Origin of the sequence: Achromobacter kerstersii, assembly GCF_902859595.1 — a bacterium.
Classification (GTDB): domain Bacteria; phylum Pseudomonadota; class Gammaproteobacteria; order Burkholderiales; family Burkholderiaceae_B; genus Achromobacter; species Achromobacter kerstersii.
Map to the genome: position 1 here is coordinate 1 of NZ_CADIJQ010000020.1, position 20,830 is coordinate 20,830.

General features: G+C 64.5%; 17 protein-coding genes. All 17 read right to left on the minus strand.

Going from position 1 to position 20,830, the window contains the following annotated elements; translation table 11 throughout:
- Positions 1–390: 390 nt before the first annotated feature.
- Entirely contained in the window at positions 391–804 is a 414-nt protein-coding gene (locus tag HV765_RS30715) for a RidA family protein (RefSeq protein WP_175172021.1), read from the minus strand.
- A gap of 51 nt (positions 805–855) precedes the next feature.
- On the minus strand, positions 856–1,281 hold the full coding sequence (locus tag HV765_RS30720; RefSeq protein ID WP_054423257.1) for an acyl-CoA thioesterase: 426 nt from the start codon (positions 1,279–1,281) through the stop codon (positions 856–858).
- Positions 1,282–1,302: 21 nt separating this feature from the next.
- Complete coding sequence (locus HV765_RS30725; RefSeq protein WP_175172022.1) at positions 1,303–2,943, minus strand: AMP-binding protein; 1,641 nt, start codon at positions 2,941–2,943, stop codon at positions 1,303–1,305.
- 68 nt (positions 2,944–3,011) lie between these two features.
- Positions 3,012–4,181 (minus strand): acyl-CoA dehydrogenase family protein, encoded by a 1,170-nt coding sequence (locus HV765_RS30730; protein ID WP_054423370.1) that lies wholly within the window; start codon positions 4,179–4,181, stop codon positions 3,012–3,014.
- A 2-nt stretch (positions 4,182–4,183) separates the two neighbouring features.
- On the minus strand, positions 4,184–5,041 hold the full coding sequence (locus HV765_RS30735; protein ID WP_054423255.1) for an enoyl-CoA hydratase family protein: 858 nt from the start codon (positions 5,039–5,041) through the stop codon (positions 4,184–4,186).
- 44 nt (positions 5,042–5,085) lie between these two features.
- The gene (locus tag HV765_RS30740) at positions 5,086–5,877 is read right to left on the minus strand and encodes an SDR family NAD(P)-dependent oxidoreductase (protein WP_175172024.1); all 792 of its coding nucleotides are present in this window, start codon (positions 5,875–5,877) and stop codon (positions 5,086–5,088) included.
- The gene (locus HV765_RS30745) at positions 5,874–8,225 is read right to left on the minus strand and encodes a bifunctional salicylyl-CoA 5-hydroxylase/oxidoreductase (protein WP_054423253.1); all 2,352 of its coding nucleotides are present in this window, start codon (positions 8,223–8,225) and stop codon (positions 5,874–5,876) included. The genes HV765_RS30740 and HV765_RS30745 overlap by 4 nt, the downstream gene beginning before the upstream one ends.
- 1,164 nt (positions 8,226–9,389) lie before the next feature.
- The gene (locus HV765_RS30750) at positions 9,390–11,966 is read right to left on the minus strand and encodes a sensor domain-containing protein (RefSeq protein ID WP_254600789.1); all 2,577 of its coding nucleotides are present in this window, start codon (positions 11,964–11,966) and stop codon (positions 9,390–9,392) included.
- Positions 11,967–12,005: 39 nt separating this feature from the next.
- Positions 12,006–12,803 carry a biofilm regulation diguanylate cyclase SiaD gene (gene siaD, locus HV765_RS30755; protein WP_175172027.1) on the minus strand — a complete coding sequence of 266 codons (798 nt, stop codon included), beginning with the start codon at positions 12,801–12,803 and terminating at the stop codon, positions 12,006–12,008.
- Positions 12,800–13,177 (minus strand): biofilm regulation phosphoprotein SiaC, encoded by a 378-nt coding sequence (gene siaC / locus HV765_RS30760; RefSeq protein ID WP_175172029.1) that lies wholly within the window; start codon positions 13,175–13,177, stop codon positions 12,800–12,802. The genes siaD and siaC overlap by 4 nt, the downstream gene beginning before the upstream one ends.
- 41 nt (positions 13,178–13,218) lie before the next feature.
- Positions 13,219–13,758, minus strand: coding sequence for a biofilm regulation protein kinase SiaB (siaB, locus tag HV765_RS30765; protein WP_054421327.1), 540 nt, complete (start codon positions 13,756–13,758; stop codon positions 13,219–13,221).
- A 23-nt stretch (positions 13,759–13,781) separates the two neighbouring features.
- Complete coding sequence (gene siaA, locus HV765_RS30770; protein ID WP_217483409.1) at positions 13,782–15,770, minus strand: biofilm regulation protein phosphatase SiaA; 1,989 nt, start codon at positions 15,768–15,770, stop codon at positions 13,782–13,784.
- Between the two features lie 232 nt (positions 15,771–16,002).
- Positions 16,003–16,707 (minus strand): ABC transporter ATP-binding protein, encoded by a 705-nt coding sequence (locus HV765_RS30775; RefSeq protein WP_054421326.1) that lies wholly within the window; start codon positions 16,705–16,707, stop codon positions 16,003–16,005.
- Positions 16,707–17,510 (minus strand): ABC transporter ATP-binding protein, encoded by an 804-nt coding sequence (locus HV765_RS30780; protein WP_420840202.1) that lies wholly within the window; start codon positions 17,508–17,510, stop codon positions 16,707–16,709. Before HV765_RS30780 ends, HV765_RS30775 begins: the two co-directional genes overlap by 1 nt.
- Complete coding sequence (locus tag HV765_RS30785; protein WP_054421324.1) at positions 17,507–18,466, minus strand: branched-chain amino acid ABC transporter permease; 960 nt, start codon at positions 18,464–18,466, stop codon at positions 17,507–17,509. Before HV765_RS30785 ends, HV765_RS30780 begins: the two co-directional genes overlap by 4 nt.
- Positions 18,466–19,386 (minus strand): branched-chain amino acid ABC transporter permease, encoded by a 921-nt coding sequence (locus HV765_RS30790; RefSeq protein ID WP_046807392.1) that lies wholly within the window; start codon positions 19,384–19,386, stop codon positions 18,466–18,468. Before HV765_RS30790 ends, HV765_RS30785 begins: the two co-directional genes overlap by 1 nt.
- Positions 19,387–19,512: 126 nt before the next feature.
- Complete coding sequence (locus tag HV765_RS30795; protein WP_054421323.1) at positions 19,513–20,676, minus strand: ABC transporter substrate-binding protein; 1,164 nt, start codon at positions 20,674–20,676, stop codon at positions 19,513–19,515.
- Positions 20,677–20,830 lie beyond the last annotated feature (154 nt).

Below are 20,830 nucleotides of genomic sequence, written 5' to 3' on the forward strand. Positions count from 1 at the left end.
CACCGCCTCGAGCTTGAACTCCGCCGTAAAGGCACGCCGTTTTATCTTGGTCATGACTCACCTCCTAGGTTCAACCTATCTGGGTGTCCACCAAAATTAAACCACCACAGCCGGCATGGGGCGGGCCCCGCAAGATCATCCACCAGCCACCATTGACGAACGAAGCCCTAAGAAAGCCGCCCGCCCCCGCTGACGTCAAGTTTGCACTGGCGGAGCCTGGGGGTTCGGCGGCCTGGGGTGCGCGGGGCGTCGATAAGCCCGAGGGAATCGGAAGGCAGTCGCCAAAGGCGACAACGACGATGACAAGGGGGAAGTCCGGAGCGAAGGCTCCGGACCGCAATCGTTGCCCCGCGCACCCCAGGCCGCCGAACCCCCAGGCGTAAAAAGAACCTAACCCCCAACAGCCGGCACCACAGCAGTGACCTCAATCTCCACCTTAGCCCGATCCTCAACCAGATCCGCCACTTCCACCGCCGTCATCGCCGGAAAATGCCGTCCGATGAACTCCCGGTAGTGCTTCCCGATCGCCGGATACGCCGCCACGTACTCATCCTTGTCCACGACATACCAAGTCATCCGGACAATATGCTCAGGCTTCGCCCCGCCCTCGGCCAAGATGGCGACAATGTTCGACAGCGTTTGGCGGACCTGGTCCGCCAGATCATCCGATTCGAACTGCTGCTGCCCATTCCACCCCACCTGCCCGCCCACGAACACGAGCTTGCTGCCCACCGTCATTTCGGTGAGCACACCATTCGAATAGCCCCGTGGCGCCATCCAATCCGGCGGTTGCAGAATCTTCATAACGTCTCATCCTATTTTTAAGAAAACAAACTACAGGGTGGCCCCCGCCGCTTACGCCGCGGGCGCCAGATAATCCTGCATGCGTTCCCGCAGGTCCGCAGGCATGGGCATGGACTTCATCGTCCGCAAATCCACCGTCACAATCGTCAGCGTTGCCGACAAGCGCAACTGGCCGTCCGGCCCTTCGAAACGCACCAGCGCCTTGAACGACGCGCCGCCAATCCGCTGCACGGAAAGCGTCTGACGCAAGCGTTCGTGCCAGCGGCTGGGCGCGCTGAAATCGCACGTCACCGACGCCATCGGCGTACCGATGTGCCGGTCCACATGCAGCGCATGAAACGGCAACCCCATGCCCTTGTCGAACCATTCTTCGACAAAGTCATTGATCATCTCGAAATAGCGCGGGTAGAAAACAATGCCCGCCGGATCGCAATGACGGAAGCGGACTTCGACCTGGCTGGTGAAAGGTGCGGCCATGATGATTTCCTGATTGCCTGTTCAAGCCATATTGCGCAACGCAAACCGTTGCAGCTTGCCGGTCTCGGTACGCGGCAAGGCCGCCACGAATTCAATCGCGCGCGGGTACTTGTAAGGCGCAATGTTGGCCTTCACGAACGTCTGCATCGCCGCGACCAACTCATCGCTGGGCGCAAAGCCCGGCTTCAGCACCACGAACGCCTTGACCACTTGGCCGCGCTCGTCGTCCTGCGCACCCACCACCCCGCATTCGGCCACGGCTTCATGGCGCAACAACGCGTCTTCCACTTCCGGGCCGGCAATGTTGTAGCCCGCCGACACGATCATGTCGTCGTTGCGCGCCTGATAGAACAGATAGCCGTCATCGTCCTGCACAAACGTATCGCCCGGCAGATTCCAGCCACTTTGCACGAAACGGCGCTGGCGTTCATCGGCCAGATACCGGCACCCCGTGGGGCCCTTGATCGCCAGACGGCCCACCGTGCCATTGGGCACCGGGTTCATATCGTCGTCCACCACCTGCGCCACATAGCCCGGCACCACGCGGCCAATGGCCCCGCGCTTCACGGCTTCGGGCGGGCTGGACACAAACACGTGAATCATTTCGGTGCCGCCAATGCCATCGATCATCTCGATGCCGCTGGCCTGCTTCCACAGCTGGCGCGTCGCGTCCGGCAAAGCTTCGCCCGCCGATACGCTCTTCTTCAAAGACGACAAATCAAACTTGCCCACCAGCGCCGCCATCTGACGGTAGAACGTGGGCGCCGTGAACACGATGGTCGCGCGGAATTCCTGGATCAGTTCCAACAGGCTTTCCGGCGTCAGCTTTTCCGCCAGCACCGTGCTTGCGCCCACGCGCAGCGGGAAGCACAGCAAACCACCCAAGCCAAAGGTAAACGCCAACGGCGGCGTGCCGCAGAAGATGTCGTCCGGGCCGGGCTTGATCACGTGCTTGGGGAACAAATCGCACATCGCCAGCACATCGCGGTGAAAGTGCATGCAGCCCTTGGGCGAACCCGTCGTGCCGCTGGTGAAGGCGATCAAGCACACGTCGTCAGCCGCGGTGTCGCAGGCGGTGAAATCGTCAGGCTTGGCTGCGGCCAACGCGTCCAGCGCATCGGGCGCGGCGTCGTTGAAATACATGATCTGCGACAGGCCCGCGCAGTGATGTTCGTGCTCGGGCTGGGCGCAGAATTGGGCTTCGTCCTTCAGGCGCGCATCGCACAGCACCGCCTGAATCTGCGCCTTCTCGATGATCTGCTTGAGCTCTTTGGCGCGCAGCAGCGGCATCGTGGGCACCGTCACCAGGCCCGCCTTGATGGCGGCCAGCCACGATGCGGCCATCATCGGATTGTTCGGCCCGCGCAACAGCAGACGGTTGCCGGGAACCAGCTTCATGTCCTCGGTCAGCACGCGTGCGATGCGGTTGGTCAGCGCGGCCAGTTCGCGATACGTCATCGTGGCCGGCTTGCCGTCCTGGCGCCAGCGCAGCGCCACGCGGTCGCCAAAGCCGCGGTCGGCCATGGCGTCCACCAGTTCAACGGCGCAATTGAAGCGCTTGGGATACGCCACGTCGGGCCCGTCGAGCAAGAACTCTGGCCATTGTTCGCCCGGGGGCAGATTGTCCCGGGCAAAAGTGTCGATGTGGGCGGAGCTTTCCATGTCATTCCCCTTGGAGTGTGCGGTGCGGTGTGGTTTGCTTTGCGGAAGGTCGAGGGCTCGCTGGCCCCTTACGCCTTCAACAGTTCACGGGCGATGATCAACTTCTGCACTTCGGTGGCGCCTTCGTAAATACGCAGCGCTCTGATTTCCCTGTAAAGCTTCTCCACCGGCATCCCCGACACCACGCCTGCGCCCCCGAACATCTGAAGCGCGCGGTCGATCACGGTCTGCGCCGATTCCGTGGCCATCATCTTGGCCATCGCTGCTTCACGCGTGGTGCGCAGCTTTTGCACGTCGCGCATCCACGCGGCGCGATACGTCAACAACGCCGAGGCATCGATGGCCGTTGCCATGTCGCCCAGCGCCGCTTGCGTCAGTTGCAGGTCGGCCAACGTCTGGCCGAACATGCGGCGTGACTTGGCGCGCGCGAGGCCTTCATCCAGCGCGCGGCGGGCAAAGCCCAGCGCGGCCGCGGCCACCGACGCGCGGAAAATATCCAGCGTCATCATGGCCAGCTTGAAACCCTGCCCGGCATCGCCCAAACGGTGCGACAGCGGAACGCGGCAGTTGTCGAACGTGATCGTGGCCAGCGGATGCGGCGCGATCAGTTCAATGCGTTCGCTGACCTCGAACCCAGGCGTGTCGGCATCCACCACGAAGGCGCTGATGCCACGCGCGCCCGGCGCTTCGCCCGTGCGGGCAAACACCACATAGAAGTCGGCGATGCCGCCGTTCGAGATCCAGGTCTTGGCGCCGTTCAACACGTAGTGATCGCCGTCGAGCTTGGCTTCGCAAGCCAGCGCCGCCACGTCCGAGCCCGCGTCGGGTTCGGACAGCGCAAAGGCGGCAATGGCTTCGCCTTGCGCCACGCGCGGCAGATAACGCTGGCGCAATTCGTCCGAGCCCATCAGCGAGATAGCGCCGCTGCCCAAGCCCTGCATGGCGAATGCGAAATCCGCCAGCCCTTCGTGGCGGGCAAACGTTTCGCGCAAAATGCAGACCGCGCGGGAATCCACTTCAGGCAGCGCGCCGCCCCAGGCGCCGCCCGGGCCGCCCGCCACGGCGTAGCGCAGCCAGCCTGCCTGGCCCATGGCCTTCACCAGTTTCTTGCAGGCCGCATCCGCGTCGTGATGGTCAACATCGCCCAGCGACTTTTCGCACCAGGCGTCAACGTCATGCGCCAGCTTGCGGTGCGCGTCGTCAAAGAAAGGCCAGTCCAGCCAGCTTGCGTCACGCATCATCAGTTCCCCTCGAAGACCGGCTTTTGCTTGGCCACGAAGGCCTCGTAGGCGCGATGGAAATCGCGCGTCTGCATGCAGATGGCCTGGGCTTCGGCTTCGGCCTCGATGGCTTCGTCCACGCCCATGTTCCATTCCTGATGCAGCAGCTTCTTGGTGACGCCATGCGCAAACGTCGGGCCGGCGGCCAGTTGGGCGGCCAGCGTCTGGGCGGCATCCGCCAGCGCGCCGGATTCGTGCAGCGCGTTGAAGAAGCCCCAGCTGGCGCCCTCTTCCGCCGTCATGGCACGGCCCGTGTACAGCAGCTCAGACGCGCGGCCCTGCCCGATCATGCGCGGCAGCAAGGTGCATGCGCCCATGTCGGCGCCAGCCAAACCCACACGCGTGAACAGGAACGCGGTGCGCGCGGCGGGTGTGCCCAAGCGCATGTCGGCGGCCAGCGCGACCATCGCGCCGGCGCCGGCGCACACGCCATCCACCGCGGCCACGATGGGCTGCGGGCAGGCGCGCATGGCTTTGACCAGGTCGCCCGTCATGCGCGTGAAGTCCAGCAGTTCAGGCATCGTCATCTTGGTCAGCGGACCAATAATCTCGTGCACGTCGCCGCCCGAGCAGAAGTTGCCGCCCGCGCCCGTCACGACCACAACCTTGACGTCGGTGGCATACACCAGCGAACGGAACAGGTCGCGCAGTTCAGCGTAGGAATCGAACGTCAGCGGGTTCTTGCGTTCCGGACGATTCAGCGTAACCGTGCCGATCTTGCCGTCGGCCGACACCTGCCACAGGAACGTCTTGGCCTGATAGCCGGCCATCGGACGTTTGTGGTGCTTCATGGTGTGCTCTTCGGACTGGGTGCTCATGGTGTCTCCGTTCGTTATCCAGGGGTTGATGGGGCGCGCCAGCCTTAGCCGGTCATGACTTCGCCGCCGTCCACGGCGATCGCCTGGCCGTTGATGGAGGCGGATGCCGGCAACGCCAGCCAGGCCACCGTCTCGGCCACTTCCTCGGGCTGCACCAGGCGGCCCTGCGGGTTGCGCTCGGCGAGTTTTGCCCGAGCGGCTTCCGGCGTCATGCCGGTCTTGTCCACGATGTTCGTGACCGCGCCGCGCACGATGTCGGTCTCGGTGTAGCCGGGGCACACCGCGTTCACGGTGACGCCCTTCGTGGCGGTTTCCAGCGCCAGCGAACGGGTCAGCCCGATCACGCCGTGCTTGGCGGCGCAGTAAGCGCTGACATAGCCGTAACCGATCAGCCCCGCCGTGCTCGCCACGTTGATGACGCGGCCCCATTTTTCTTGCAGCATGCCCGGCAGCGCGGCCTGGATGCAGTGGAACGTGCCGGTCAGGTTGACGGCAATCATCTGCTGCCACAGCGCCGAATCCGTGCGGTCAAAGCGCTGGCTGACGGCTTGGCCGGCGTTGTTCACCAGCACCAGTACCGGGCCGAATTCGCCTTCGGCCTGCGTGAAGGCCGCGCGCACCGACGCTTCGTCCGCGATGTCGGCACTGACGGTTTGCACCTGCCCCAAGCGGGCCAGAGTGTCGGCGGCGGCGTCCAGCGCCGCGCCATCGCGGCCCAGCAGCGTGACGCGCGCACCGCGTTCAAGCAGCGCGCGGGCGCTTGCCAGACCGATGCCGCGCGCGCCACCCGTCACCAACGCATGGCGGCCGGCGAGCGGTTGCGCAAGTGTTGTCATTTGATATCCAGTTGCGCCATGGCGGCGGCGCGTTCGAAGTTGGTTTCCAGTTGGCGCTTGCCCGCAAAATACTGGTTGGGCCACGCCACATCACGGTAGCCGACTCGCGCCGCCTCGCGTAGCGTCCAAGAGGCGTCAGCCAAATGGGGACGCGCCAGCGCGCACAGGTCGGCACGGCCCGAGGCGATGATGCCGTTGGCATGATCGGCTTCGAAGATGGCGCCCACGGCGATGGTGGGAATGCCCGCTTCGTTGCGCACGCGGTCGGCGAACGGGGTCTGGAACATGCGGCCGTAGACCGGCTTTTCTTCCTTGCTGACCTGGCCCGACGAGCAGTCGATCATGTCGGCGCCCGCTGCCTTGAAGTAGCGCGCGATCTCGACGGCGTCGTCGGCGGTGATGCCGCCTTCCACCCAGTCGCTGGCCGAAATACGCACCGACATGGGTTTGTCTTCGGGCCACACTTCGCGCACGGCGCGGAACACTTCCAGCGGGAAGCGCAAACGGTTTTCCAGGCTGCCGCCGTACTCGTCGCCGCGGTGATTGGTCAGCGGCGAGATGAAGCTGGACAACAGGTAGCCGTGCGCGCAGTGCAGTTCCAGCCAGTCGAAACCGGCTTCCTGCGCCCGGCGGGCGGCCGAGATGAAGTTGTCGCGCACGTCGTCCATGTCGGCGCGCGACATGGCGCGCGGCGTCTGCGACACGCCTTCGATATAGGGCAAGGCCGAGGCCGACAGCAGCGGCCAGTTGCCTTCGGCCAGCGGATGGTCGATCTTCTGCCAGCCCAGCTGCGTGGAGCCCTTGCGCCCGGCATGGCCCAATTGCACGCCGATGCGGGCGTCGCTGTTGCCATGCACAAAATTCACGATGCGGGCAAAGGCCTGCGTTTGGTCGTCGTTCCACAAGCCGGGGCAGCCCGGGGTGATGCGGCCATCCGGCGACACGCAGGTCATTTCCACCATGACGAGCCCGGCGCCGCCCATGGCGCGCGCGCCCAGGTGCACCAGATGGAAGTCACCCGGCACGCCATCGGTGCAGGAATACATGGCCATCGGCGACACCAGGATGCGGTTCTTCAGCCGCACGCCGCGCGCTTGGTAAGGCGTCAGCATGGGGATGGCCGGGCGCTGTCCGGATTCAGTGGGCGCGCCAGCGCGTTCGGCGATCCAGCGCTCGAAACCTTCAAGCCAGGCCGGGTCGCGCAAGCGCAGATTTTCGTGCGAAATACGCTGCGAGCGGGTCAGCAGCGAATAGGCAAACTGTTCGGGTTCCAGTTCGGCATAGCGTTCGACGTTTTCGAACCACTCGGTGGAGTTGCGCGCGGCGTTCTGGATCTTCAGCACTTCAACGCTGCGCACTTCTTCGTAGTGCTTCAGGCCGGCTTCCACACTGCCTTCGGCGCCGCTCAGGCAGCGCGCGAGTTCGATGGAATCTTCCAGCGCCAATTTGGTGCCGGAGCCAATCGAGAAGTGGGCGGTGTGGGCGGCGTCGCCCATCAGCACAACCGGCACGCGGCGCTGACCACGCGCGGTATCCAGCGTGTTCCAGTGCACCCAGGTGTTGCAGATGACGCGCGGGAAACGAATCCAGATGGCAGAGCCGCGCAGGTGCGAGGCGTTGCTGATCAGCGCATTGCCGTCCAGCCAGGGCGCAAACAGCTTTTCGCAATAGGCGATGCCCTCTTCCTGGCTCATCTGCTCGATGCCGGCGGCTTGCCACGTTTCTTCAGGCGTTTCCACGATGAAGGTGGACATGCCATCTTCGTAGCGATACGCATGCGCCTGGAACCAGCCATGTTCGGTCTGGACGAAGGCGAAGGTGAAGGCGTCAAACACTTTCTTGGTGCCGAGCCAGACGAAGCGGCAACGGCGCTGGTCGATGTCGGGATGAAAGGTGTCGGCGTAGCGGGTGCGGATCTGGCTGTTGATGCCGTCGGAGGCAATGACGAGGTCAGCGTCGTATTCGCGGGCGATGGATTGATCGTCCTGGACGAAGTTCTCAAACACCAGCTTGACGCCAACTTCTTCGCAACGCGCTTGCAGGATGTTCAGCAGCTTCTTGCGGCCAATGCCGATGAAGCCGTGGCCGCTGCTGCGAATGCTGCGGCCTTTGAAGTTGATGTCGATGTCATCCCAATGGTTGAACGCATCGCCAATGGTTTGAGCGGAAACGGGATCGGCTTCACGCAGGTTCTGCATGGTGGCGTCGGAGAACACCACCCCCCATCCAAAGGTGTCATACGGACGGTTGCGTTCGATGACGGTAATGTCGTTGGCAGGGTTCTGCAGTTTCATGAGCAGACCGAAATACAGGCCGGCGGGACCGCCGCCGATGCAGACTATTTTCATTGCCGTATACGCTCCGAGGTACGCGACAGTCGCTCGTTTATCTAGAGCGGGGGGCCGCGGATATTTAGGTCTGGATAGTTTAGGCTTGAAATATATACCTGAAGTTGAGGGTTCGCAAATGGGGGAAAGCTATTAGGTGCGGGAGGGGGAAAGGGGGACGGCTTCTGGGGGGTGTGGGGTGGGCGGGCGCAGGGGGCTCGGGGGTGGGGGGTGTGTCGGGTGGGCGCTCGTAGGGGCTTCGTGGGATGAGGTTGTTTTGGGCGGGCGGGCGTGGGAGCTTCGTAGGTCGCCCATCGTCGGGGTGGGCGTGACGGCGCGCGCCCACGATTGCGGTCCGGAGCCTTCGCTCCGGACTGCCCCGTCGTCATCTTCGTCCAGGCCTTCGGCCTTCCCTTCAGATTCCCTCGGGCGCATCAAGGTTGCGCGCCGTCACGCCCACCCCGACGACGGGCTGCCGATGTCTTGGATCGGGGCGCTGCTAGGGTGTGCATTAGTGACGAGTGCTGCGATGCCCGCCGAGTGGCGGCCGCGCGGGCGGCCTTACTCGGCATACGCGGTGGTGCGCGATTGGATGGGGTTCGCTTTCGCGAATGTGGGGGAGTCGTTTGCTAGTGGAGCCCCCGCACGTTTTTGGGGGGGTAGAGGGGTGGCGCGCGTCCGGCACGGCCTTGCGCGTGCCGACCCGTCGCGCGCCACCGCACCGGAGTTCAACGGGTGACCGTGCCTCGTGGGATGGATGAAGCGTGGCAACCGTCAAGAAGAACCCGAACAAAGCCGCCACACGCGAAGCGAAAAGCATCACCGCGCACCACGACGCGTAAGCTCCACAAGGCCGCCCGCGCGGCCGGCATGGAGCGGGCCCCGCAAGATCTTCCATCACTCAAATCCCCGTGGCGAGAACCTCAAAGACCCTGACCGTCCCCGCTGACGTGAGATTGCAACTTCCAGAGCCCGTGGGTTCGGGGGCCTGGGGTGCGCGGGGCGTCGATAAGCCCGAGGGAATCCGTAGGGAGCCGAAGGCGTACGAGGATGACGCAGGGGGGGGCCGCCTAGGCAAGTCCGGAGCGAAGGCTCCGGACCGCAATCGTTGCCCCGCGCACCCCAGGCCCCCGAACCCACGGGCGTCTTAAGAACCCATGTTTAATGCAGTCTGACACCCGACTGCTACGGCCTGCCCCGCAGCCACTCCTCAAGATCATTGGCTGGCAACGGCGGCGAAAACAAGAAGCCTTGACCCGCCGCACACCCCTGCTCGATCAAGAATCGCCGCTGTTCCTCGTTCTCCACACCCTCGGCAACCACCGGCAGACTCAAACTTTCCCCGATACGAATCACCGCACTCGTCAGCGCGCGCGCGGCATCATCGCTTTCCAAGCCTTGGACAAAGCTTCGATCCAGCTTCAGTTCATCCACGATCAGCCGCCGCAAGTGACCCAGGCTGGAATACCCCGTCCCGAAGTCATCCATCGACAAGCGCACGCCTAAGCGATGCAGCTCCGCGATCGTCCGCAACGTGCCCGCCGTCGCATCCAGCACCACGCCTTCGGTGATCTCCAGCATCAAATCCGCCGGGGCCAGGCCGAACTCGGCCAGCGTTGCCGCGATCATTCTCGGCAAATTTAAATTGTGGAAGTTGGTCGCCGACAGGTTCACCGACACCGACGGCACGCGCAGGCCGTTGTTGCGCCAGATCGACAGTTGCGAACACGCCTCGCGCAGCGCCCAGTCGCCCAGGTCGCCGATCAGCCCGCACTCTTCGGCCAGCGGCACGAAGCGCACGGGCGAAATGTCGCCCAGCGTGGGATGGCGCCAGCGGGCCAGCGCTTCCACCCCGTACAAGCTGCCGTTCTTCAAGCCCACTTGCGGCTGATAGTGCAAGCGCAGCGCCTTGGCTTCCAGCGCGTCGCGCAGCGCGGCTTCCAGGGCCAGACGCTCTTGCGCCTGGCGGTTCATCTCGGCGCTGAAGAACGAAATGCGGTTGCGGCCCGCCGTCTTCGCCTGGTACATCGCCATGTCGGCGTGGCGCAGCAGCGTATCCATGTCGCGCCCATTCTCCGGGAACACGCTGATGCCGATGCTGACCGATGGGTTCAGCGTAATGCCGCCCACCGAAAACGGCTGCGCCAACGCCACCAGGATGTGCTCAGCGGCGGCGGTCAGGCGGCCGTGTTCGAAGTCCGGCATCAGCATCACGAATTCGTCGCCCGACAGCCGGCCCACGATGTCAGCCGGCCGCGCCAGGCGGCGCAGGCGTTGGGCCACATCGCGCAGGAGCGCGTCGCCGATGGGATGGCCCAGCGTGTCGTTGACCTGCTTGAAGCGGTCCAGGTCCAGGAACAGCACCGCCACGCGCTTGCGCTCGGGTTCGGCGCGCGCGATGGCCTGCTCGGCTTGCGCCAGCAGCAGGTTGCGGTTCGGCAGGCCCGTCAGTTCGTCGTAGAACGCCAGTTGGCGGATGCGGGCGCGGGCTTCCTCGCGCTCCAGCGCCAGGGCGCACAGATAGACGCAGACATCCACCAGGCGATGATGGAAATCGTCGGGCAGACGGCGTTCGCGGAAATAGAAACAGAAGGTGCCGATCACCCGGCCGTCGCTCGACTTGATGGGCGACGACCAGCAGGCCTTCACGTCCTCCGGCAACGGCAGGTGGCGGTAGTCGTCCCAGAGCGGGTCGGTGGCGATGTCCGGCACGATGACCGGGCGGCCCAGGAATGCGGACGTGCCGCAGGCGCCGGCTTGCGGGCCGATCTTCACGCCGTCCAGCGCATCGGTATAGGGGGCCGGCATGCTCGGGGCCGCCAACGGCCGCAGGTGGCCGGTGTCGTCCACGCGCAGCACGGTGGCCGCCACTTCGGGCGCCAGGCGCTCAACCTCGCGGCACACCATGTTCATGACCTCGACCACCGAGGCCTCGTTCACCATGGCTTGCAGCACGCGGCGTTGCAGCACCTCGTGCACCTTGGTCGGCGTGATGTCGGTCAGCACGTCCACGACATTGACGAGCGTACCGCGGTCATCGAACACGGAGTTCGCCATGACCGACACCCACAGCGGCTTGCCGCCGCGGTCGTAGACCAGGACGTCCTTGTGGAACCCTTCGCGGCAGGCGATGCGGCGGTCCAGCTCTTCGCGGGTGCCGCCGTCGGGGCGGCCACCAGCCAGCAGTTCGCCCAATTCCTGGTGCAAGGCGTCGCCGCGGGCGAAGCCCAGCATGCGCTGAAAGCCGTCGTTCACATAGACGATGCGGCCATCGCAACCGGAGACCGCCACCGCGTTGCCCGTTTCGTTGATGCCCAAGAGCAGCAGGCGGACTTCTTCCTGGCGCTCGGCGTCCGCGATGGATTTGCGCGAAATGACCGAGATGCGCGCGACGTCGCCCTCATCGTTGCGCAGCGGCATATACGTGGCTTCGATCCACAGCGTGCCGCCATTTTTCATGCGGTAGCGGCAGGTGCCTGAAAAGTGTTCGCCCTGGAGCAATCGGGTCCAGATCTGCTCCCCGCTGGCGATGCCCTTGCCCTCGTCCATGCTGTCGCACAGCATGTCGTGGCGCAGCGCCAGGGCCTCTTCGCGGGTATAACCCACGGCGGCCAGGAAATTGGCGTTGGCGTTCATCAGCGAACCGTCGGCATCGAAATCGAACAGCAACAGCGCCCGATCCATCGACGTCAGATAATTGCCCGCATGCCACGCGGCGCCCTGGGGGCCCGCGCTCGAAACGCTTACATGAGTATCAAGCATAAGGGGCTCCATACCGGAATACAGCTGATCCGGTTTCATTCAGCGCTTTGGAAAGCCTAGCGTCACGCGGTCGCGTCCGTCCTGCTTGGCCAGGTACAGCGCCTGGTCAGCACGGCTGAGCGTTTCCGAGAAGGTCTCGCCCAACTGGTGATGCGCCATGCCGATACTGACCGTCAACCTCAATACTTCGTCGCCCGCCTCAACCGCCAGCCCGCGCACCGCGCCGACCAGCCGGTCCATGACGCCTTGCGCGGCTTCGGGCCGCGTGTTGGGAAGCAGCACCAGAAATTCCTCCCCGCCCCAACGGCCGCACAAATCATATTCACGCAGGCTCTTGACCAGCACGCCGGCCAGCTCAACCAGCGCGCGGTCGCCCGCTTCATGGCCGAAGCGGTCATTGACCGCTTTGAAGTGGTCCACATCCAGCATCGCCACGACAAAGCTCTCGCCGCTGCGTGCCGCGCGCCCGACTTCCTGCTTGATCATTTCCATCAAGGCGCGCCGGTTCAGCAAACTGGTCAGCGGATCGCGGTTGGACGTTTCTTCCAGCGCCACATTCAGGTCGCGCATCATGCTCTGGTAGTGATCGGAAATGCGTGCAATGCGCGTCAAGCGCCGCAACTGGCGGTCAAACTTGTCGTACAGGCCCAGCTCGCGCTCATGCGCCATGGTCTGATAGGCGTCCGACAGCTGGGTCACGCGTTCGATACGCGCCATCTGCTCGGCGGTGTGCTGCCACAGCGACTCCAGGGCTTCCCGCAAGGGATGGCCGGCATAGGCCGGGTCCGCCAGCAGCGCGACGATGCGGCGATCCAGTTCGGCGGCGCCCGGTTTCATTCTCGGCCAACCACCGAGAACGGAAACGTGCAGTCTTCCTTGAATTCTTCGGCCAGTTCGCCGACGCGTTCATTGCGGCTGTCATAGAACCAGGTCACGCTGACCTGGCGGCCCTTGCCGTGGGCGGCTTCGAGCAGATCGAAAATGTCCATGACGGACTTGATGCTGCTGGTGTTCAGGTACAGCAGCTCCAATTCCAGGCTCAACGGGGCGGCCGAACCCAGCAGGTAGGCCTCGACCCATTCGATCACCGGGCCAAACAATTCAAAGGAATTCTCGGGGTAGGAGTCGCCGCGCATCACCAGCACGCCGGCGTCGGCGTCGGCGGTGATGGCAGGCGTGGACTGCGTCCCGGGAATGTTCAACTCTTTCATCAGATACTCCGAAAATGATTCTGGAATGCGCGCGGGCGCCCTCAGATCACGACGCTCAGGCTGAAGAACGCCCGGCCCTCGCCCGCGGCGGGCGTCAGGCTGGCTTCCAGCGGAGCGCCGGCGCGGCGCGCGATGTCGATCAGCCCAAGGCCCGCGCCCGAAGCCACGCCCTGGGTGCGCGGCTTGTGCAGCTGCATCTTGTATTCGGCCTTCAGCGCCGCCTTGTCCAATGCGGCCAGCTCGCGAATCCGGGCGACCAGCGCATGGCCGTCCTCGGTCTTCACCAGGTTGCCCGCCGACACCACGTAGCGGCTTTCATCGCGGCGGCCGATCACCACCGTGGCCGAGGCTTCAGCGTCGCCATTGGCGGCGGCGTATTGGCGGATGTTCTGGATCATTTCGATATAGACCGAAAAAACGTCCATGGCCTCCGCCGGCCGTGCGTGTTCCGCGTTCAGGTAATTTTTGAGCGCATTGCCGATTTCCTCGATCAGGCTGCGGGAGATCGGCCCGTTGAAGCACAGCAAGGTGCGGTTCTGGTTGAACCGTTCACCCAGCGCGTAGAGATCGGAGGCATTCATAGGGGTTATCACCCGGAAAACGTTTAATCGAAACGGAAAGACAGCAGGGTGATGTCGTCACGCTGGGGACGGCCACCCTGGTACTCGGCCAGCGCTTGCGTAAATGCGGCGGCCTGTTCAGTTAACGGCTGCCGGGCGTGTCTCTTGAGCATTCCTGCAAAACGCGTGTTGCCGAACCCGAATCCGTGCTCGCCGCCTGCCTGGTCCAGGAAGCCGTCCGTCGCCAGGTAATACGTCCAGCCCGGTTCCATCTGCAAATCAATATTTTCGTAAGCGCCCGTGCGTTTGTCGCCCAATGCCCGCTTACCGCCGGGAATCTCGCGCAGCGTCTCGCCATCGCTGGCGTACAGGCTGATCTTGGCGCCCGCGTAGCGCAGGCGCCCGGACTGCCGGTCAATATATACCAGGCCCGCGTCGGTATTCGTGGCCAGTGCGCGGGGCAGTTGCGCATCCGCAAGCATGGCGCGGATGGCGGTGTCGGTGCGGGTCAGAATGCCGGCCGGATCGGCGGGGCCGGCCTCGGTAATGGCCAGATCGATGGCGGCGCGCGCCAGCATCGTCATCAATGCGCCCGGCACGCCGTGACCCGCGCAGTCCATGATGCCCAACAGGCAATTGGCGCCGTCGGAACGGAACACATAGAAGTCACCCCCCACCACATCACGCGGCTTCCACAGCACGAAGTGATGCGCACCGAGCGACTGCGTCAACTGGCGGTCTGGCAGGATGGCGCGCTGGATCAGGCTGGCGTAGTCGATCGAGTCGCCGATCTTCTTGTGCGCGGCGGCCATGGCGCGGTTGGCGTCTTCCAGTTCCGACGTGCGTTCGCGCACCTTGCTTTCGAGTTCGGCGGTGTGTTGGCGAACCTTGTCGGCCATCACGCCAAAGGCGCGGCTCAGGTCGCCGATTTCGTCCTGCCCGCCCGGCGGCAGGCGCACGTCGTAGCTGCCGTCGGCGATGGCGCGGGCTGACTGCTGCAAGCGGCGCAATGGGCGCAGCATCAAGCGTTCGATGGCGAAGCCGAAGCACAGCAGCATGGCGGCGAACAACAACACCAGGCCGATCGCGGCAGGCCACAGCCAGCCCGTGTCCAGCACGCGGGCCGCGCCCAGGTCCACCACCGTCAGCACGTGCCAGTGCAGTTCGGGCATGTAGGCGACCGACACCAATTGGCGCGTGCCGTCCATATTGACCCAGGCGGTCTGCACCGATTGCGGGTCGGCCTGGGCCGCGTGCATGGCGGCACGCAGTTCGTCGCGGCTGGGGCCAGCGTCCAACAGGTTGAACACCTGGCCGCGCGTGCCTGCGCCGCCGCCCGCGCCCGAGTTGTACGCGATCAGCGACGCGTCCATATGCGCCTGGATCGCGCCGTCCTCGTCAACGATGATCGGTGTCACGCCCGGCTGGCCGCTGTTGACGAATTCGCGCAGGAAGCCGCCCACATCCAGACCGGCGCCGGTCAGGCCCACGACCTTGTCGCCGTCGCGCACCTGGGCGTTGATCCACACCTTGGTGGTCTGGAGCTTCAGGTCGGGATTGACGTTGATGTTGTATTTGGCCGGTGACTTCAGCGTGGCGTAGAACCAGCCGTCGTCGGCGGCGCTGCGGCTCAGCGTGTAGCGCGGCGTCTCGGACAGCGGCTTGTCGTCGTTGAAGTAGTAGTGGCCGGACTCGGCGCTGGCAATGAAATATGCGCGGCCCAGCAGGTCACGGCGGTAGCCGTCGGCTTCGCGAAAGAACAGTTCACGCGCGGCCGGGTCGTCTTCGTTGCGCAACCAACGCCGCGTGACTTCGCTGTCGGCCAGCCGCAAGGACAAGGCCAGCTCGCGCGACACCGGCGCCAGGATGCGTTGACGGTTCAACTGCGTGAAGTTGTCGGCGAAGGCGCGCCCGAAGTGGTCGCGGACCCCGTCCAGCACCAGCCAGCCGATCACGGCAGCGGGCGCTAAAGCGACCACGCACGCCAACAACAGCGCCATCAATGATTTTTTGCGCAAACCCCATTTCGCCATGCGAAGTCTTCCCTGACAGCTTGATAAGACGTGACGTGCGTGCCCACCTTGGTAGGCACGCGATGGGCCCGGCGCTGCAAGTGTAGAGAACAGTGGGGGCAATTGAAACAGGTGCAAACGTCTGGATGCGTTCTAGACACCTTAAGTTTCAACGCAGCAATGTAAATGCCGCTTTATTGCGATTTATATCGTGCTTTTTACGTGCTCGCCCACGCTTCTTGCGGCTTTATTACTACACGCCCAGATAGCGTTCCCATAGGGCGCGGTCGGCATCCAGCGACGGGGAGTCGCCCGTCCAGACCACTTTGCCGCGTTCCAGAATGACGTGCTGATCCGCGAGGCTCAGCAACCTTTCGACATATTTGTCGATGACGAGAATGGTCTGCCCCGCTTCGCGCAGCCGCGCCAGGCAGTTCCAGATTTCTTCGCGGATCTTGGGCGCCAGGCCTTCGGTGGCCTCGTCCAGAATCAGCAGGCGCGGGTTGGTGACCAGCGCCCGGCCGATGGCCAGCATCTGCTGCTCGCCGCCGGACAGTTGATTGCCCATGTTGCGCGCACGCTCGCGCAGCCGGGGGAACAGATCGAACACGCGGTCGGGCGTCCAGGGGTCGCCGATGTCGGGGTTGCGCGCGGCGACGAATGCCGTCAGGTGCTCACGCACCGTCAGGTTGGGAAAGCACTGCCGCCCTTCAGGCACGATGGCCACACCCAGCCGCGCGATGCGGTCAGAGCTCCAGCCGCTGATGTCCTGCCCTGCGAAATGGATCTTGCCGCCGCGCAGCGGCAACTGGCCGAACAGCGTACGCAGCAGCGTCGTCTTGCCCATGCCATTGCGGCCCAGCAAAGTCACGACCTGGCCAGCGCCAATCTGCAAATCCACGCCGAACAGCACCTGACTGGCGCCGTAGCCGCTTTTGGCCGATTCGATGGTGAGCATCACGCGGTCTCCTCGTCGCCCAGATAGGCTTGCCGCACTTCCGGATTGGCGCGGATTTCGTCGGGCGTGCCGGTCGCGATCACGCGGCCATACACCAGCACCGACAGGCGATCAGCCAAGCGGAACACCGCCTGCATATCGTGTTCTACCAGCAGCATGGCGGCGCGGCCCCGCAGCGTTTCAATCAGTTCGGTCAGGCGGACGGTTTCGTCCGGCCCCATGCCGGCCATGGGTTCGTCCAGCAGCAGCACGCTGGGCCTTGCGGCCAGCGCCAGCGCGAATTCCACCTTGCGCTGCTCGCCATGCGGCAGCGTGCCGGCCGGGCGTTCGAGCAAGCTGGCGTCGATGGCGCATTCACGCGCGAGTTCGCGCGCCTGTTCATACAGCGCGGATTCGGCCGCGCGCGGCTTCCAGAATCGGAAGCTCGAGCCCGCGTGCGCCTGCACCGCCAGCACCAGGTTGTCCAACACGGTGGACTGCTTGAAGATATTGGTGATCTGATACGAGCGCGACAGCCCTGCCGCCACGCGCTGGTGTGCGTTCATGCTGGTCACGTCGCGCCCGCCCACGGTGAGCGTGCCGGAATCGGCCGCCAGCGTGCCGGACAACAGGTGGATCAGCGTCGACTTGCCTGCGCCGTTGGGGCCGATCAGGGCGTGGATCTCGCCCGGGTTCAAAGACAGCGACACATTGTCGGTGGCGACCAGCGCGCCGAAGCGGCGCACCAGGCCCGTCGCCTGCAAGACCGGGCTAGCCGTGGAATTGCCGTTCATGGTGGAACTGCCATTCATCACTGCGCTCATGATCCCACCTTGCCCGATGCGGCACGGCCGCCAAACCACGGGCCAAACAACCCGACCAAACCGCGCGGTGCGCCAAACACCACGCACAGCAGCAGCACGCCCAGCGGCAGATGCCAGTATTCCGTCCACAGACGCAGCACTTCTTCCAGGGTCAGCATCACAACCGCGCCGGCCACACCGCCCCAGCGCAGGCCGATGCCGCCCACCAGCACCATGATCAGCAGGTTGGCCGACTGCGTCCAATGCATCAGGCTGGGCGAGATGAAGAGGTTATGGTTGGCCAGCAGCGCGCCCGCCAAACCCGCCGCCGCCCCGCTTAGCGTGAAGGCCACGAGCTTGATGCGGTAGACCGGGTAACCCATGGACTCCATGCGCGATTCGTTTTCGCGGATGCCCTGCAAAGCCGTGCCAAAGCGCGAAGACACCACCCGGCTGAACACCCACATCAGCAGCGCAAACAGCACCAGCACCAAGTAATAGAAGCTGACGTCATTGGCCAGATCGATGCCCGGCAGCGTGGAATAGCCGGGCAGGTTCAGCCCGTCTTCCCCGCCGTACTGGCGCAACGAAATGAAGATGTAGAACAGCATCTGCGCGAACGCCAGCGTGATCATGATGAAGTACACGCCACGGGTGCGCAGCGAGATCGCCCCGGTAATGGCCGCCAGCACGCCCGCCAGCAGCATCGCCACCGGCCAGACGATCAGCGCCGACGTGATGCCCGACATCGCCAGAATGCCCACGGCGTAGGCGCCCGCGCCGAAGAAGGCCGCGTGCCCCAGCGCCACCATGCCGCCGTAGCCCAGAATCAAATTCAGGCTGGTCGCGGCCAGCGCGTAGATAAGCACGCGGCGCACGAACGAAATGTAGAAGTCCAGGCCCAGTGCAGGCGCCACCAGCGGGAACGCCGCCAAGGCCGCCAGCAGGACCACCGTCCAGAGTGTGGTTCTCATCATCAACCCCGCGCCGGAAACAGGCCAGAGGGCCGGAACACCAGCACAGCCGCCATCAAGACATAAATGGCAATGGCGGCCAGCGTCGGGCCGACGCTGGATGCCACGGCCGGCGAAAAGACCTGGCGCAACAGCATCGGCAGAAACGCGCGCCCGGCCGTGTCCACCATGCCCACCAGCAAGGCGCCAACGAACGCACCGCGGATCGAACCGATACCGCCGATGACGATGCACACCAGCACCAGAATCAGGATTTCTTCACCCATGCCCACCTGCACCGAGGTGATCGGCCCCAGCAGCGCGCCGGCCACGGCGGCCAGCATGGCGCCCAGCACGAACACGCCCAGGAACAGCAGCGGCACGCGCACGCCCATCAGCGTGGCCATCTGGCGGTTGGACGCGCCGGCCCGCACCAGAACGCCCGCGCGGGTGCGCGTCACGAACCAATACAGCCCAGCGGCCGCGGCCACGCCGAACACGATGATCATCAGGCGGTAAGCGGGGTACAGCAGATCGGGCAACAGGCGCACCGGGCCGGACAGCACGGCGGGCATGTTGAGCATGACGGGCGCGGGGCCCCAGATCATCTTGACCAGATCATTGGCGATAAGGATGACGGCATAGGTGCCCAGCACCTGAGCCAGGTGGTCGCGCAGCGCCAGGCGGCGGATGAGCGTCAGTTCCAACACCACGCCAACCAGGCCGGTGGCGACGGCCGCCACCAGAACGGCGGCGGTGAATGAACCTGTGCGCTGCATGGTTTCGGCGGCGACATAGGCGCCGGCCATGTAGAGCGAGCCGTGAGCCAGATTCATGATGTCCATGATGCCGAAGACCAGGGTCAGCCCGGCCGCGATCAGAAACAACATCAACCCAAACTGCAGACCGTTCAGCAATTGCTCGACGATCAGCGTAAACGTCATGAACACTTCCCCCTGCCGCGGACCTTGCGAGCGGTGCGCGTGCGATTCGAACCTGCGATGGCTGGCGGCGCGGGGCGGGTCAGTCCGGCATGGCCGGACGCCCCCACGCACGCGTAGCGTCTTACCTTAGAGCTTGCACTCGCCGACGTAGACGTCCTGGTACTTGTCAAACACCTTGCCCACCAGTTTGTTGGTGATGCGGCCGTTGCCGTCCTTGTCGACCACGCGCAGGTAGTAGGCCTGGATCGGATAGTGGTTCTTGCCGTAGGTGAAGCTGCCGCGCACCGACGGGTAGTCGGCCTTCTCAAGCGCCTTGATGATGGCGTCGCGGTCAGAGGCCTTGCCGCCTGCCTGCTTGACGGCGGCGTCCATGGCCATGATTACGTCGTAGGCCTGGGCGGCGTACACGGACGGGTAGCGGCCGTTGTATTCCTTGCGGAAGGCGTCAACGAAGATCTTGTTCTGCGGCACGTCCAGGTCATGCGCCCATTGCGCCGTGTTGTACATGCCCAGCATGGGGTCGCCCACGGCCTGGATCACGTCTTCGTCAGCCGAGAAGCCCGGGCCGATCAGCTTGACGTTTTGCGACAGGCCGGCGGACACGAACTGCTTGACGAAGTTGATGCCCATGCCGCCCGGCAGGAAGATGTAGACGGCGTCCGGCTTGGCGGCGCGGATCTGGGCGATTTCCGCCGCGTAGTCGATCTGGCCGAGCTTGGTGTAGACCTCGTCGCCCGGGGCGGTCTTGTAGCCGCGCTTAAAGCCCGTCAGCGCATCTTTGCCGGCCGGGTAGTCCGGGGCCATGATGAACATTTTCTTGAAGCCACGGTCAGCTGCGACCTTGCCGGCGGCTTCGTGGAAGGCGTCGTTCTGGTAGGACGTGCCGAACCAGTAGTTATTGCACTGGGCGCCAGCGAACTGGCTGGGGCCCGGGTTGTTCGACAGGTACGGCACCTTGGCGGCGAACAGCGCGGGGCCGACGGCCAGCGCCACGTTGGAACCAATGGGGCCAGTGAAGAAATCAATCTTGTCGCGCTGGATGTAGCGCGTGACCAGTTGGCGGGCCTGATCCGGGTTGCCGCCCATGTCGGTCTGCACGAATTCGGCGGGCTGCCCGCCGAGCTTGCTGCCCAGTTGCTTGATGGCCAGGTTGAAACCGTCGCGGGCTTCAGCGCCCAAGGCCGAGAACGGGCCGGAGATATCGTTGGCGATGCCGACTTTAACGGCGTCGGCCAGGGCCACGGCCGGAACCAGTGCGGCGGCGGCGATAAGGGAAGTGATCAAACGCATGGTGGTGTGCTCCGTGCGCGAGCCCGCGCAGAGGGTGTTCTTTTTGAGGGTGCGATTCGAAAGACTTCTATGCCCGGCCTGCCGGCGCCATTGCGCCGCCGTCAAACGCGTGCGGCAAGATATTGCTTGCCACACCACAATCCCCTTGTGCAGC

Bases quoted from the DNA above. Each gene is read 5' to 3' on its own strand.
- HV765_RS30715 (WP_175172021.1), bottom strand. From the start codon at position 804: ATGAAGATTCTGCAACCGCCGGATTGGATGGCGCCACGGGGCTATTCG.
- HV765_RS30720 (WP_054423257.1), bottom strand. From the start codon at position 1,281: ATGGCCGCACCTTTCACCAGCCAGGTCGAAGTCCGCTTCCGTCATTGC.
- HV765_RS30725 (WP_175172022.1), bottom strand. From the start codon at position 2,943: ATGGAAAGCTCCGCCCACATCGACACTTTTGCCCGGGACAATCTGCCC.
- HV765_RS30730 (WP_054423370.1), bottom strand. From the start codon at position 4,181: ATGCGTGACGCAAGCTGGCTGGACTGGCCTTTCTTTGACGACGCGCAC.
- HV765_RS30735 (WP_054423255.1), bottom strand. From the start codon at position 5,041: ATGAGCACCCAGTCCGAAGAGCACACCATGAAGCACCACAAACGTCCG.
- HV765_RS30740 (WP_175172024.1), bottom strand. From the start codon at position 5,877: ATGACAACACTTGCGCAACCGCTCGCCGGCCGCCATGCGTTGGTGACG.
- HV765_RS30745 (WP_054423253.1), bottom strand. From the start codon at position 8,225: ATGAAAATAGTCTGCATCGGCGGCGGTCCCGCCGGCCTGTATTTCGGT.
- HV765_RS30750 (WP_254600789.1), bottom strand. From the start codon at position 11,966: ATGCTTGATACTCATGTAAGCGTTTCGAGCGCGGGCCCCCAGGGCGCC.
- siaD (WP_175172027.1), bottom strand. From the start codon at position 12,803: ATGAAACCGGGCGCCGCCGAACTGGATCGCCGCATCGTCGCGCTGCTG.
- siaC (WP_175172029.1), bottom strand. From the start codon at position 13,177: ATGAAAGAGTTGAACATTCCCGGGACGCAGTCCACGCCTGCCATCACC.
- siaB (WP_054421327.1), bottom strand. From the start codon at position 13,758: ATGAATGCCTCCGATCTCTACGCGCTGGGTGAACGGTTCAACCAGAAC.
- siaA (WP_217483409.1), bottom strand. From the start codon at position 15,770: ATGGCGAAATGGGGTTTGCGCAAAAAATCATTGATGGCGCTGTTGTTG.
- HV765_RS30775 (WP_054421326.1), bottom strand. From the start codon at position 16,707: ATGCTCACCATCGAATCGGCCAAAAGCGGCTACGGCGCCAGTCAGGTG.
- HV765_RS30780 (WP_420840202.1), bottom strand. From the start codon at position 17,510: ATGAGCGCAGTGATGAATGGCAGTTCCACCATGAACGGCAATTCCACG.
- HV765_RS30785 (WP_054421324.1), bottom strand. From the start codon at position 18,466: ATGATGAGAACCACACTCTGGACGGTGGTCCTGCTGGCGGCCTTGGCG.
- HV765_RS30790 (WP_046807392.1), bottom strand. From the start codon at position 19,386: ATGACGTTTACGCTGATCGTCGAGCAATTGCTGAACGGTCTGCAGTTT.
- HV765_RS30795 (WP_054421323.1), bottom strand. From the start codon at position 20,676: ATGCGTTTGATCACTTCCCTTATCGCCGCCGCCGCACTGGTTCCGGCC.